Raw genomic sequence first — 14,763 nt, forward strand, 5'->3', positions numbered from 1 at the left:
GGGCCCAGTGGCATGCCTGCTCCTGTCGGAGCGGCTTCAGCCGCGACAGGATGGCGCGCTATGCCCGTGCCTCATCCGCGGTGTCGATCAGGTCCTGCCATTGCAGCCGGGTGCTTGCCGCATCGTCGCTTTCCAGCAGGGCGCGGCGCGCGGCGCGGCGCATCGCGCGGCTGATCCAGGTCTGCAGGTCGCGGCCGGAGCGGCCTTCGCTGCGCTCGGCCAGCCAGGTGGCCGCCTCTGTTGCGTCGAATGCCAGCGGCTTGCCGTGCAACAGGCGCGCGACGATCGCGCTGCGTGCGGCGCGGTCGGGCAGGCCGATCTCGATCTGCCGGTCCAGCCGCGACAGCAGCGCCGGGTCGATCGCCGCGGCATGGTTGCTGGCGGCCAGCAGGAACACCTGCCCGGCCTGGCTGGCGACGCCGTCCAGTTCCTGCAGCAGCTGGCCGACGATCTCGCGGGTCAGCGCATCGTCGCCGTCGGCGCCGCGCGCCGGGGCGACGATGTCGATCTCGTCGACGAACACGATGCACGGCGCCTGCGCGCGGGCGCGCTCGAACGCGGCCTGCACGCGCTGGCCCGACTGGCCCAGGTAGGCGGCCTTGAGGTCGGCGCCGGTCAGGGCGATGAAGGCCAACCCCGACTGGCTGGCCAGGATCCGCGCGAGCTGGGTCTTGCCGGTGCCGGGCGGGCCGTACATCAGGATCCCGCGCGGGACCGGCACGCCCAGCGTGGCCAGCGTCTCGGCATTGCGCAGTTCCTTGCCCAGGCCGACGAATTCATCGATCACCGGTGCCGGCAGCACGATGTCGTTCCAGTCCAGCGGCGTCACCCGGGTGGAGCCCTTGCCGCGCAGCAAGCGCAGTTGCGCCAGCAGCGCGTCGCCGTCGAGTTCGCCGTCCATGCACTCGGCGGCGACCCGCGCCACCAGCGTGTGCAGGTCGCGGCCGGACAGGCCGCTGCTGTCGGCGACCACGCGCGGGTCCAGGGCCAGCGCGAAGCCGGCGCGTTGCAGTTCGCCGCCGAGGATGCGCGCGCGCGCATCGGCATCCGGCAGGCCGATGCCGATGCTGGCGGTGAAGCGCGACATCACCGCGTCGTCGAGCAGTCCGGGACGGTTGGTCGCGCCGATCACCAGCACCTGGCCGCGCGCCTCGTGGAAGCCGTCCCATTCGGCGAGGAAGGTCTGCACCAGCTCGGCGCCGAAGCTGTCGCTGTCCACGCCGCCGCGGCGCGCGAACACGCTTTCGCATTCGTCGATGAACAGGATCGCCGGCGCCTTGGCGCGGCAGCGCTGCCAGATCGCCTGCACCTTGGGGCCGGTGTGGCCGACGTGCGCGGCCTTCAGGTCGGCTACGCCCAGCGCTTCGAAATGGCAGCCGGCATGGCGCGCCAGCTTGCGCGCGATCAGGGTCTTGCCGGTGCCCGGCGGTCCGTGCAGCAGCATGCCCTTCGGCGCCGGCGCGCGCCCGGACACGAACAGGTCCACCAGCTTCAGGATCTGGTCCAGGGTGGTGTCGGGCAGTGCCACGTCGGCCCAGTGGCGGTGGATGGCGTCCATGCTCTGCAGCCGCTGTTGCAGCATGCGCTGCTGGCTGCGCGCTTCCATCCACGCGTCCACGTGCCGGTGCAGCTCGGCGATGGGCTGCGATTCGGCCGCCGCGTTCGTCGCCACGGCCAGCGCCAGGGCGTGCAGCTGCGCCTGCGCCTCGGCATCCAGCTCGGCGGCGATCGGGATCAGCGCCGCGGCGTGGGACGCGTCCGGCAGCACCAGCAGCGCCTGTACCTGCGGTTCCGGTTCGGCACCGTCGTGCAGCGCCAGCATGCGCGCGCCGAACAGGTCGCCGTGCGCCGCGGCGATCTGCCAGCGGCCCTGCAGTTCGCGCTGCGGCCATGGCGCGCGGGTGACGCGGTACGGAAAGGCGGCGTCGTGGCGGCTGTCGCTGGCGAACTGCAGCAGCGCCAGCGGCCGTTGCGCGAAACCGTTCAACCGCGCGCGTTCGTCGTGGCTGACATGCCGGGCCAGCAGTTGCGCGCCGCCGATCACCAGCAGCGCATACGCCAGCAGCGACGGCAGCACGCGCTGCAGCAGCTGCAGGGTGTCGCGCTGCATGCCCAGATGGCGCCACCAGTCCAGATAGCCGCGCGCGTCGCCGAGCCAGTGCGCGCTCATCCATGGCAGCGCCAGCAGCAGGAAGGCGAGCAGCGCCAGCCGCCAGCGCCAGTCCGGCAGCAGCGGGCGCAACAGCAGCGCCGGCCACCACGCGCGGCGGCGTTCGCGGCGCAGCACCGCGCTCGCGGCCTGCGCGGCCTGCGCGACGAAATCGCGGCGGATCGTGGCCACGGCCTGTTCCACCGCCGGCAGATGCCGCTCCACCTCGGCTTCGGCAGCGGCCTGCCGCGCCTGCGCCTGCTGCAACTGGGTCTGCAGCCGCAGCCGTTGCTGCTGCAGATAGCTCGCCCGCGACTCGACTGGGACGGACGACATCAGCGTGGGCGGGGGTGGGTGTTCACCGCACGGATCTTAGCGTGTCGCACCCGCGGTACTGCGCCGCCGTGGAGCGTGCATGGGCACGGCCGCCGCTGCACTGCGGCACATGGCCCCTCTCCCACCGGGAGAGGGGTTGGGGTGAGGGGACGACCGCCGCGGCCCACGGCGGCGCCGCGCGTGCGCACGCGCTCACGCGCGCTGCGCGTCCGGCGCGGCGAACGCGCGCGTCCACAGCAGCGGATCGCTGCCGTCGAGCAGCACCCAGCCTTGCGCGCGCGCGCGCACCGGATCCGCCAGCACCTGTTGCGGCGTGACCGTCACGTCGCCCGGCGTGCCCCACAGTCCGGCCCAGGCGTTGCCGCCGGCGTGGCCGGCCGCCTGGACCGCGCATTCGGCCAGCGCCACGGTGTCCTGCAGGCGCGCATCGGGCCGGCGGAACAGCGGGAACGGCGCTGCGCCGACCGACACCGTCAACGGCAGCAGTTCGCCCTGGCCGGCTTCCACGCGCAGGCGTTCGACCGCACCGCGCAGGTGCGCGGCCAGCGCGAACGCGGCCGCCGCGGAGGTGTCCGCGCGCACCACCAGGAATTCCTCGCTGCCCCAGCGTGCGATCAGGTCGCCGGCATCGCAGCTCTCGCGCAGGCAGCCGGCCAGCGCCAACAGCGCGCGGTCGCCGGCGGCATGGCCGTAGCGCGCGTTCAACTCCTTGAATCCATCCACGTCGACCAGCAGGAGCGCACAGCGGCCGTCGGCCTCGCGCTTGTCCCGGCTCGGCGCGGCGAACAGCGCCTGCATCCGGCGTTCGGCTTCCGGCCTGTTCAGCAGCCCGGTCAGCGGATCGAGCAGGCTGCGTTCGGCCTCGCGGCGCTGGCGGCGGCGGTACAGGATCGCCAGGGCGACGCCGAGCGCCAGCACCAGCGCCAGGCCGATCGCGATGCGGCCGGCGTTGTCGGCGCGTGCCGCGCCCGTGTCGGCGATCGGCGGCAGCTTGCGCGCCGCATCGGCCTGCAGCTTGGCCAGCGAGACCAGGGTTTCGGCGCGGGCCTTGTCGCGGTCCATCGCGCGCGCCTGCTGCGCGTAGTGCGCCGCGGCGTCGGCATTGCCCAGCGCGGCGTGGATCTCGCTGATCAGGTCCAGTCCGTTGCGGATCTCCGCGACGAAGCGGCTGCGCTCGGACAGCGTCTGCGCTTGTTCGGCGTAGACCAGCGCGTCCTTGGCCCGACCCTGGTCCAGGCGTAGCCGCGCCAGGCGTTGCAGCGTCACTGCGGCGCCTTGCGGATCGCCGTCGGCCTGCTGCCAGTACAGCGCTTTCTGCAACATCGGCTCGGCACGCTCGGCGTGGCCGCCGGCGCGTTGGATCTCGCCGCGGTGGCTGGCGATACGGTGCAGGAACAGGTCCTGGTTGGTCAGCTTGACGGCCACCGCGGTAGCGCGATCGAAGGCGGCGTCGGCCTCGTCGTAACGCTTGAGCATCAGCAGCGCGTAGCCGTAGTTGTAGTACAGCATCATGTCGGCCTGCGCCGGCGGCCGTTGCAGCTGTTCGGCCAGGGCGATGGCCTGGCGGAAGTAGTGCAGCGCGCCTTCCGAGTCGTCCAGCGCGTCGCCGCGCATCAGCGCGATGCCGGCCAGCGCGCCGATCTGCGCGACGGTGTCGCCGCTGCGCTGCGCATCGGCCTGAATCTGCTCCAGCAGTTTCAGCGCACGCGTCAACTGGCCACCCTGCTGCAGCAGCGCCGCCGCCTGCAGGCGGCCGCCGTTACGGACGAGCGGCGGCAACCCGGGTGTCTGCAGCAATGCCAGCAAGCGCTCGGTCGTCGCCGCCGCCTGCGTGCTGTCGCCCAGCATCTGCTGCGCGGTGGCCAGGCAGCCGGTCGCCCGCACCTGCACCGGTACCGGCAGGCCGGGCATGGTCAGCAGGTCGTTGGCGATATCCCGCGAGGCGCTCGGCTGCTGCGCAATGCTGGTTTGGCAGCGCCGCAGCTGCGGTTCGTACGGATCGGCGCCGGGAACGGTCTGTGCCAGCACCGGACTTGCCAGCAGGCCTGCGGCCACGAACACAGCCCGGCCCAGGCCGGTGAACAAGGGAAACGTCATCGATTTGTAATCCAGGCGCGTCGAGCGGCGGAATCGGCCCGTGCAGCATGCGCGGCAACCTGCAGGGTCAGTGCCGCGTCGCATCCAGCGGGAAGACGGAGGTGGCTAATATAGCCGCAGTCCGCGTCCGCCTGCCGGCGGCGCTCCCGCCATTGGCCCGCGCATGCCCGACCTGCCTACGCCCCAGCGTTCCGCCGACCCGCCCGCCGCTGGCCCGCTGGCGTGCGCGTTGCGTTGGTGGCGCGCGATCCCGCTGGCCGACCGCGTCGACCGGCGCAACGCGGCGATGCTGCAGCTGGTACTGGTGTTCGTGGGCCTGTATCAGCTGATCGCGATGCTGATGGCATGGTGGCGGGCCGGCGCAGCCATCGACTCGGTCGCGTTGTGGTTGGCGGGATTCAATGCGCTGGCGATGTGGGTGTGCTTCGCGCTGTTGCGGCGTGGCGCGTTCCTGTGGGCGGCGCGGCTGTTCGTGGTGGTGAGCCTGGCGCTGCTGACCGTGGGCTATGCGCGTTGGGGGCTGGAAGCGCAACTGCGCGGCCAGCTCGGGCAGCTGCTGCCGGTACTGATCGGCGGGCTGTTGCTGAGCCGGCGCGCGCTCTGGGGCGCGGTGGCGTGGCTGGCATTGGTGGTCGCGCTGGGCGCATGGCGCGATGCGGCACGCATGTTCTTCCTGCCGTCGCTGTGGCCGCGGGTCCTGGAAGTGGCGGTGGGCAGCCTGGTCGGCTTCGTGGTGGTCGCACTGGTGCTGGACCAGTCGGTGGCGGCCCTGCGCGACAGCCTGGCGCTGGCGCGCAAGCGCGGCAACGACCTGGCCCGTTCGCGCGACCGGCTGCAACTGGAGATGCAGGAAAAGGAGCGTTCGCGCGACCAGCTGGTGCACGCCCAGAAGATGGAGAGCGTCGGCCGCCTGGCCAGCGGCGTGGCGCACGATTTCAATCATCTGCTCAGCCTGATCATGGGCTATGCCGCCCGTGCGCGCCGCAGCGACGATCCGCAGCAGCTCAAGGCCGCGCTGCAGGGGGCCGATGCGGCGGCGCGGCGCGCGGCGGCGGTGACCCGCAAGCTGCTGGATTTCAGCCGCCAGGAAGCGACGCGGCTGGAGGTGTTCGAACCGGCCGAGACGATCGCCGGCATGCGCCCGATGTTCGACCAGTTGTTCGGCCTGGGCGTGCAGGTGCGCCTGCACCTGCACGAGGCGCCGTGCCCGGTGCGCTTCGACCGCGCGCAGCTGGAGCTGATCCTGCTCAATCTCGCCGCCAACGCGCAGCAGGCGATGCCCGAGGGCGGGCAGTTCGAGCTGACCCTGGCGCCGCGGCCCGATGCCACGCTGGAGATCGCGGTGCGCGACAGCGGCCACGGCATGAGCGAGGATGTGCGCGCGCGCTGCCTGGAGCCGTTCTTCACCACCAAGCCCAGCGGGCAGGGCACCGGCCTGGGGCTGGCGGTCAGCGCCAACCTGATCGCCGCGGCCGGCGGCGCATTGCTGGTGGAGAGCGCGCCCGGGCAGGGCAGCGTGTTCCGCCTGCGGTTGCCGCTGCACGCCGGCGCGACGGCGGTCTCGTGAGCGGCGGCGAGCTAGACTGCGGCGAACGCACCGGGGACCTCGCCCTTGGTTTCTAGCTGGATCCTGCTGCTGGTGTCGGTCGGCTACGCGGCGCTGCTGTTCGCAGTGGCGTGGTGGGGCGATCGGCGGCCGCTGTACCCGGAACGGCCGTGGCTGCGCCCGGCGGTGTACAGCCTGGCGCTGGCGGTGTACTGCTCGTCGTGGACGTTCTACGGCGCGGTCGGCAGCGCGGTGCGCAACGGCGCCGGCTACCTGCCGATCTACCTGGGTCCGCTGCTGATGCTGCTGTTCGGCTGGCGCATCGTCGAACGGCTGGCGCTGATCGCGCGCAGCGAGAACACGGTGTCCATCGCCGACTTCATCTCCTCGCGCTACGGCCGTTCGCGGCGCCTGGCGGCGCTGGTGGCGGTGATCGCGCTGATCGGCGTGGTGCCGTACCTGGCGTTGCAGTACAAGGCGGTGGCGATGAGCCTGCAGGTGCTCAGCGGGCAGTCCAGCGCCGGGGCGCCGTTCTACGCCGATCCGGCGTTGTACGTGGCGCTGCTGATGGCGCTGTTCGCGACCTTGTTCGGCACCCGCCAGGTGGACGCCACCGAACACCACCACGGCATGATGCTGGCGATCGCGCTGGAGTCGGTGGTCAAGCTGCTGGCGATGGTCGCGGTGGGCGTGTTCGCCTACGTGTGGTTGAGCGGCCGCGACGGGCAGGTGCTGCAGTCGGCACGCACGCTGTTCCAGAACACGCCGCCGGTCGGCTTCATCTCGCAGACCCTGCTCAGCTTCCTGGCCATCGTGTGCCTGCCGCGGCAGTTTCACGTGGCGGTGGTGGAATGCAGCGACATCGGCGACATCCGCAAGGCGCGCTGGCTGTTCGGGCTGTACCTGGTGGTGATCTCGGCGATGGTGGTGCCGATCGCGTCGGCCGGCATCGCCCTGTTCGGCCATTCCGGCGAGGTGGCGCGCGACAGCATCGTGCTGGCGCTGCCGCTGGCCGAGGGCCGCACCGCGCTGGCGCTGGTCGCCTACGTAGGCGGGTTCTCCGCCGCCACCGGCATGGTCATCGTCTCCAGCATCGCGCTGGCGACGATGATCAGCAACGACCTGGTGATGCCGGTGCTGTTGCGCCGGCGCGGGCACCAGGCGGCCGGCGCCGACGTCGCCTCGCGGGTGTTGTGGATCCGCCGCCTGGCGATCCTGCTGCTGGCGCTGATCGCCTACGGCTACTACCGCAGCAGCAGCAACGACAGTTCGCTGGCCTCGTACGGGCTGATGGCCTTCGCCGCGGTGGCGCAGTTCGCGCCGGGCGTGATCGGCGGGCTGTACTGGCGCGGCGCCAGCCGCAAGGGCGTGGAGACCGGCATGGTGCTGGGCTTCGGCACCTGGATCTACACCTTGCTGCTGCCGGCGCTGACCCAGGCCGGCTGGCTGGCGCCGGGATGGCTGCACGACGGGCCGTTCGGCATCTCCTGGCTGCGCCCGCAGCAGCTGTTCGGCATGAGCGGCTGGGATCCGCTGGCGCACGGCACGTTCTGGTCGCTGCTGCTCAACGTCGGCACGATGATGCTGGTGTCGGCGCGCTGGCGCCCGGGCCTGGACGAGCGGCTGCGCGCGGCGCCGTTCCTGGAGCCGTATTCGCAGCGGCCGGCGGTGGCCGGCGACTGGCTCGGGCAGGTACAGGTGGTCGATCTGCAGGCGCTGGCCGAACGCATGGTCGGCGAGCGTCATGCCCGCCGCGCCTTCGCCGAACAGGCGCAACTGCTCGGCCGCGAGCCGCAGCCCAATGCGGTGGCCGACCGCGTCTGGGTGCAGTTCACCGAACGCCTGCTCGCCGCCTCGATCGGCGCGGCCTCGGCGCGGCTGGTGTTGACCAGCCTGCTGCGCGGCTCGGGCATGGACCTGGGCGAAGTGGTGGCGGTGCTCGACGAGGCCGGGCAGGAACTGCGCTTCAACCGCGAGATCCTGTCCACCACGCTGGAGAACATCAGCGCCGGGGTCAGCGTGGTCGATCCGGCGATGCGCCTGACCGCGTGGAACCGGCGCTACCAGCAGATGTTCGGCTACCCCGACGGCATGCTCTACGTCGGCCGCCCGGTCGCCGACCTGATCCGCTACAACGCCGAGCGCGGCGAACTCGGCGAGGGCCGCATCGAGGACCAGATCAGCCGCCGCATCGCGCATCTGCGCGCCGGCACCTCGCATGTGTTCGAGCGCACCCGCAGCGACGGCAAGGTGATCGAGATGCGCGGCCAGCCGCTGCCCGGCGGCGGCTACGTGACCAGCTACAACGACATCACCGACTACAAACGTGCCGAGCAGGCGCTGCTGGAAGCCAACGAGACGCTGGAGCAGCGCGTGGCCGACCGCTCGCGCGAGGCCGAACTGGCGCAGCAGTCCAAGACCCGCTTCCTGGCCGCGATCAGCCACGACGTGCTGCAGCCGCTCAACGCGGCGCGGCTGTTCGCCTCCGCCTTGCGCGAAGCGCACCAGAACGAGGAGCAGCGGCATCTGGCCGAGCGCGTGGACGCCTCGCTGCGTGCGGCCGAGGAACTGCTCGACGGCCTGCTCGACGTGTCGCGGCTGGACGCCGGCGGCATGCGCCCGACGATCGAGGACTTCGACGCCAGCGTGCTGCTGCGCGAACTGGCCGCGCAGTACACCCCGGTCGCCGCCAGCCGCGGCCTGCGCATGCATGTCTATGCGCGGCCGATCTGGGTGCGCAGCGACCGCCGCCTGCTGCGCCGCGTGCTGCAGAACTTCCTCGCCAATGCGCTGCGCTATACCCGCCAGGGCCGCATCGTGCTGGGCATGCGCGGCCGCGGCGCGGCGCTGGAGCTGCAGGTGTGGGACACCGGTCCGGGCATTCCCAAGCACCACATGCAGCAGATCTTCGAAGAGTTCCAGCGCTACCAGCAGCCGTTCGACTGGGGCGAGCAGGGGCTGGGCCTGGGCCTGTCGATCTGCCAGCGCATCTCGCGCCTGCTCGGCCACGACCTGGATGCGCGCAGCGCGGTCGGCCACGGCAGCATGTTCTCGATCGCCGTGCCACGGGTGGCGCCGGTGCCGCAGAAGCAGCAGCGGCAGCAGCGCAGCGTCGCCAGCAGCGACTCGCTGGTCGGGCTGCGCGTGCTGTGCGTGGACAACGATCAGGAAATCCTCGACGGCATGCGCGCGCTGCTCGGCCGCTGGCAGGTGGAGGTGATCTGCGCCAGCACCGTGGACGAGGCGCTGCTGCTGGCGGCGCGCGCGCCCAACGTGATGCTGGTGGACTACCACCTGCACGACCGCCTGGACGGGCTGGACACGCTGGATGCGCTGCGCGAGGCGATGGTCGGCCCGGTCGCCGGCGCGCTGCTCACCGCCGACGGCCGCGACGAACTGAAACTGCAGGCCCGCGAACGCGGCTACCGGCTGCTGACCAAGCCGGTCAAGCCGGCCTCGCTGCGCGCCTTCCTTACCGCGTATCACGATCCGATCTAGAGCGATTGGCGCCGGTCGGCGCGATCGCGACAGCGTGCTTTGCGCGGTCCGGCGTCGAGCATGTCGTGCGGCGAAGTTGCGTATCCGCAGTGTGTGCGTCGTTTGCCTGCGCCCGGCACGGCCTGCGTTGCGACCCGCGATCCGGCCCGGCTATGGTGGCAGCCCTTTCCGCCCGCCCGTCTGGACCTTCAGCGCATGAGCCCACCGCAAGACACCGCGATCCCGTCGCTGCCCCAATTGCTGGCGGCACTGGAGGCGGGACAGGCGCAGGCGCTGGAGCAGGGCGCGCGCCGCTACCTGCAGCACGCGCCCGGCGACGCCTTGGCCAGCAGCCTGCTGGCGATGAGCCTGCAGATGCAGGGCGATGCGGCGCAGGCGGCAGTGCTGTATCGCGAACTGACCGAACGGCAGCCGCAGGACGTGGCGCACTGGAACAACCTGGGCACCGCCTTGCGCGAGGCGCGCCGCTTCGCCGAGGCGCGGCAGGCGTATGCGCAGGCGCTCATGCTGACGCCGGGCGATGCGATGCTGCACCACAATCTGGGCCTGCTGGCGATGGACGAAGGCGACTATGGCGTCGCCCGCGAGCATCTGCTGGATGCGCATGGGTTGGCGCCGGACTCGGCGCAACTGCGTGTCCACGCGGCGATGGCCTGCCACGAGTGCGGCGACTTCCAGCGCGTGGAGGCGCTGCTCGCGGACTGGGCGCAATGGCCTGCGCTGGACCCGGAGACCACGCTGGAACTGGCCTGGCTGCTGTCGCAGTCCGGCCACACCGATGCGGCCTGCGAGATGCTGCGCGCCTGCGCCGCCGGACCGATGCCGCAACCGGAGCGCGCCTGGTCGCGCCTGGTGCTGGTGCTCGAGCGGGTCAACCAACTCGACGAGGCGCGGCGGGCGGCCGCACACCTGCCGCCGCCGGAGCGGATCGAGGACGTGGACGCGCGCCACGATGCGATCAATGCGCTGGCGGTGCTGGCGATGCGCGACGGGCAGTGGGACGCCGCGTACCGGCTGCTGCGCGGCCTGCTGTCCGCCGCCGCGGCCGCCGACACGCGCAAGCAGAGCAACCTGTTGTTCGCGATGGCCCGCGTCTGCGACCGCCTGGGGCGCCACGACGAAATGCTGGCGGCGTGCGCGCAGGGCCATGCCGGGCAGGTCGAGGGCGTCGCCTCGCTGGTGCCCGAACTGCTTGCGGCGGGCGCGGCGCCGCTGCCGGTCGCGCGACGCCGCTGGGATCCGGTGCGCTACGCCGCCGCGCTGCCGGTGACGGCGCCGCCGCGCGATGCCTCGCCGATCTTCGTGGTCGGGTTCCCGCGCTCCGGCACCACCTTGCTGGAACAGATGCTCGATGCGCATCCGCAGCTGTGCGCGATGGACGAACGGCCGTTCCTGCAAGGGCTGGCCGAGCGCAGCGAGCGCCGCGGCCTGGCCTGGCCCGATGGCCTCGGGGAGCTCGACGAGGCCGCCTGCGCGGCCCTGCGCGCCGACTACTGGCGGTCCGTACGCGGCGTGGTGCAGCTGCAGCCCGGACAACGCCTGGTCGACAAGAATCCGCTGAACCTGCTGCGCCTGCCGCTGATCCAGCGGCTGTTCCCCAACGCGCACGTGATCCTGGCGCTGCGTCATCCCTGCGACGTGCTGTTGAGCTGCTACATGCAGGCGTTCCGCTCCCCGGCCTTCGCGGTGCTGTGTTCCAGCGCGCAACGCCTGGCGCAGGGCTACGCCGATGCGATGGCGTTCTGGCTCTACCACGTCGAGCTGCTGCAACCGCGCGCGCTGGAGCTGCGCTACGAAGACCTGGTCGCCGATCCGCAGGCGCAGGTCGCGCGCTTGGGCAGCTTCCTGGAACTCGAACAACCGGAGTGGTTGCTGGAGTTCCAGCGCCATGCGCGCGCCAAGGGCTTCATCAGCACGCCCAGCTATGCGCAGGTGGTCGAAGGCATCAATCGCAAGGGCCTGGACCGCTGGCGCCCGTATCGCGAATTCTTCGAGCCGGTGCTGCCGCTGCTGCAGCCCTACCTGCAGCGCTGGGACTATCGCGTCGACTGATTCGGGCAGCCGCTTCGGCCCGTGCCGGCGCCCATGGCGCCTTCCCCGTCCGCGCCCTGGGACGCACATGTTTTCGAACGATGTAGCGATTATGCCAACCGCTGGCGCAATGCGGCACATGAAAACAACACTTTTCTTATAAAAAACTAACAAGTGCTTGACGGTCCCGATCGGCCCGCAAGTCCGAAGCATCCAACGAAGACGTCGCGCCCAGCGCGATTCGAACCGGTTCACGTCCGCGTGCACCGCTGGCGTTCTGTTGCCCATCACATGAGGTTTTCCCCAATGTCCGCACCAAAGAACAGACTCGCCCAGGCCATCTGCCTGGGATTGGCGACGCTTCCCGCCGCTTCGCTCTACGCACAGAGCGCCGACACCGCGGCGACATCCGCCAACGGCGCGGTCGACCTGGACCGCGTCACCGTGACCGGCTCGCTGGTGCGGCGCGTGGACGTGGAAACGGCCAGCCCGGTCACCGTGGTCGATCGCCAGCAGATCCAGCAGAGCGGCAAGCAGACGCTCGGCGACCTGATGCAGTCGCTGCCCGGCATCGCCGGCGATGCGACCAACCCGCAGGTCAACAACGGCGGCGGCGACGGCGCCTCGACCGTGTCGCTGCGCGGCCTCGGCGACCAGCGCACGCTGATCCTGATCGACGGCCGCCGCATCCTCAACAACGACATCAACTCGATCCCGGCCAGCATGATCGACCATGTCGAAGTGCTGAAGGTCGGCGCCTCGGCGCTGTACGGCTCCGACGCCATCGGCGGCGTGGTCAACTACATCCTGCGCAAGAATTTCGAAGGCGGCGAATTCTCCGCCAACTACGGCCAGGCCAGCCGCGGCGACGGCGCGCGCCAGGGCGGCACCTTCACCTTCGGCAAGACCTGGGATCGCGGCAACATCGTGGTCGGCCTCGACTACAACAAGCAGAAAGAGATCTCCTCGGCCAATCGCGCGTTCTCCAAGGACGCGCTGTACCTATCCAGCGGCAGCGTGTTGAAGAGCGGTTCCAGCCGGACCCCAGGCGGCTATTACAAGCTGCCTGCAAGCACCTTGGCCGCCAATGGCTGCAGCACCGGCGGCGCGATGACCAGCGACGGCGGCGGCGGCTACAAGTGCTACTCCTCCTCCGACGCCTACAACTACCAGTCGCAGAATCTGCTGATGACCCCGCAGCAGCGCGTCAACAGCTTCGTGCTCGGCAGCTTCAACATCACCGACAAGCTGCAGGCCTACGTCAACGCCTACCACAACCACACGATGGCGCATTACGCGATCGCGCCGCTGCCGTTCGATGCGCAGAGCGACGGCGTCACCATCGCCGCCGACAATCCCTACAACCCGTTCGGCGTCGAGTTCGGTCCCAACGGCTACGAATACCGCTCGCGCTTCACCTCGCTGGGCCAGCGCGAAGGCTTCTACGACACCACCACCGACCAGGACGTGCTCGGCCTGAAGGGCAGTATCGGCGACACCAGTTGGGTCTGGGACGCCAACTTCAACTACGGCCACTACCAGCAGCGCAACTGGAGCCACGGCTACGTGGACTACGCCGCGCTGCAGGACGCGATCAACGCCGGCGAAGTGAATATCTTCGACCAGAGCGATGCCAATACCGTGTCTTGGCTGAACAGCCACGAATCGATCCCGCGCTATCAGACCACGCACATCAGCCGCCAGTGGGAAGCCAGCGCCAACGGCAGCGTGTGGGAACTGCCGGCAGGCAGCGCGCTGTTGGCGGTTGGCGCGCTGTACCGCAAGGAAAGCCTGGACTACACCGTGTCCAGCAATGCGCTGATCAACAGCGACAACACCTGCGATATCTCCTCCGAGGCCTGCTCCTCGCCGCTGAGCGGCTCCTTCAGCGTCAAGGAAGCCTACGCGCAGCTGTTCATCCCGGTGCTGGCGCAGTCCTCGCCAATCGGTGCGCTGAACGTCACCCTGAGCGATCGCTTCTCCGACTACAGCAGCGTCAATTCGACCAACAACAGCGCCTCGTTCCAGCTCGAGTGGCGCCCGATCCACGACCTGATGGTGCGTGGCACCGTGGCGCAGGTGTTCCGCGCGCCGACCATCTACGATCTGTACCAGGGTCCGACCGCGAACTCGCCGACCTTCACCGATCCGTGCATCGGCTACAGCGGCAGCGGCCACGAGAACGCCTGCGAAGGCGTGGAAACCGGCTGGACCGGCTCGGGCCTGTCGCAGACCAACGCGATCGTGTCTGGTTCCACCTACGCCAACTACGACCTGAAGCCGGAGAAGGGCACCTCCTACGACTACGGCATCGTCTACAGCCCCGAGTTCGTGCAGGGCCTGTCGTTCAACCTCGACTGGTGGAAGGTCAAGCTCGACGACCTGATCCAGTCGATCTCCGCGCAGACCGTGGCCAACATCTGCTACAACGACAACAGCAGCCCGTACTGCAGCTACATCCACCGCTATGCGGCCGGCACGGTCAGCGCCGGCAACATCGACTACATCGAAACCCCGGTGGTCAACATCGGCAAGCTGGACACCCAAGGCATCGACTTCGGCGCCAACTACGCCCTGCCGGACACCGCGTTCGGCAAGTTCACCCTGGCCCTGGACAGCACCTACCTGCAGCGCTACGACATCGACACCGGCGACTCGGTGGTGCACATGGCCGGCAAGTACAACTCGTCCTACGGCAACTACGCACGCTGGCGCGCGCGCGGCCAGATCGGCTGGAAGCTGGGCAACTGGGACGCCACCTGGACCACGCGCTGGATCGGCAAGATCCAGGTCGGCAGCACCGACCTGTCGGAGAACATGTCTGCCGATGGCTCGGAAAAGGGCGTGGTGCTGAACTACGGCAGCTACATGTACCACGCGCTGCAGTTGGGCTACGACATGAGTGACGCCAACATCCGCTTCGATCTGGGCGTGGACAACCTGTTCAACAAGCAGCCGCCGGTGCTGTACCAGAACAACGTGTTGAACGCGAACACCGACGTGAGCACCTACGACACGGTCGGCCGTTACTACTGGATGCGGGCTACCTATCGGTTTTGATAGGCGATTGCGATTTTCTGTATAGTGATATTGTTTTTATAAAAGG

The 14,763-nt window shown here is 70.0% G+C and carries 6 protein-coding genes; 4 read left to right on the top strand and 2 right to left on the bottom strand.

The window, feature by feature from the left end; translation table 11 throughout:
• Positions 1 to 58: 58 nt before the first annotated feature.
• Both JR064_RS15615 and JR064_RS15620 read right to left on the bottom strand, forming a co-directional pair.
• On the bottom strand, positions 59 to 2,485 hold the full coding sequence (locus JR064_RS15615; RefSeq protein WP_206230351.1) for an AAA family ATPase: 2,427 nt from the start codon (positions 2,483 to 2,485) through the stop codon (positions 59 to 61).
• Between the two features lie 192 nt (positions 2,486 to 2,677).
• Positions 2,678 to 4,582 (bottom strand): GGDEF domain-containing protein, encoded by a 1,905-nt coding sequence (locus JR064_RS15620; protein ID WP_206230352.1) that lies wholly within the window; start codon positions 4,580 to 4,582, stop codon positions 2,678 to 2,680.
• 163 nt (positions 4,583 to 4,745) lie between these two features.
• On the opposite strand from JR064_RS15620, the gene JR064_RS15625 reads away from it, so the two are divergent.
• The 4 genes from JR064_RS15625 to JR064_RS15640 all read left to right on the top strand — a co-directional run bounded on the left by JR064_RS15625 (position 4,746) and on the right by JR064_RS15640 (position 14,717).
• Positions 4,746 to 6,149, top strand: a complete 1,404-nt coding sequence (locus JR064_RS15625; protein ID WP_179570042.1) for an ATP-binding protein — start codon at positions 4,746 to 4,748, stop codon at positions 6,147 to 6,149.
• A 45-nt stretch (positions 6,150 to 6,194) separates the two neighbouring features.
• Entirely contained in the window at positions 6,195 to 9,626 is a 3,432-nt protein-coding gene (locus JR064_RS15630; protein WP_206230353.1) for a hybrid sensor histidine kinase/response regulator, read from the top strand.
• A gap of 195 nt (positions 9,627 to 9,821) precedes the next feature.
• The gene (locus tag JR064_RS15635) at positions 9,822 to 11,678 is read left to right on the top strand and encodes a tetratricopeptide repeat-containing sulfotransferase family protein (RefSeq protein WP_206230354.1); all 1,857 of its coding nucleotides are present in this window, start codon (positions 9,822 to 9,824) and stop codon (positions 11,676 to 11,678) included.
• Between the two features lie 285 nt (positions 11,679 to 11,963).
• A complete protein-coding gene (locus tag JR064_RS15640; RefSeq protein WP_241093105.1) occupies positions 11,964 to 14,717 on the top strand; it encodes a TonB-dependent receptor in 2,754 nt (917 codons plus the stop codon).
• Positions 14,718 to 14,763: the final 46 nt, after the last annotated feature.

Origin of the sequence: Xanthomonas bonasiae, from assembly GCF_017163705.1 — a bacterium.
GTDB classification, from domain to species: domain Bacteria; phylum Pseudomonadota; class Gammaproteobacteria; order Xanthomonadales; family Xanthomonadaceae; genus Xanthomonas_A; species Xanthomonas_A bonasiae.

Coding starts and splice junctions, on each gene's coding strand:
- JR064_RS15615 (WP_206230351.1), bottom strand. CDS start 2,485: ATGTCGTCCGTCCCAGTCGAGTCGCGGGCGAGCTATCTGCAGCAGCAA.
- JR064_RS15620 (WP_206230352.1), bottom strand. CDS start 4,582: ATGACGTTTCCCTTGTTCACCGGCCTGGGCCGGGCTGTGTTCGTGGCC.
- JR064_RS15625 (WP_179570042.1), top strand. CDS start 4,746: ATGCCCGACCTGCCTACGCCCCAGCGTTCCGCCGACCCGCCCGCCGCT.
- JR064_RS15635 (WP_206230354.1), top strand. CDS start 9,822: ATGAGCCCACCGCAAGACACCGCGATCCCGTCGCTGCCCCAATTGCTG.
- JR064_RS15640 (WP_241093105.1), top strand. CDS start 11,964: ATGTCCGCACCAAAGAACAGACTCGCCCAGGCCATCTGCCTGGGATTG.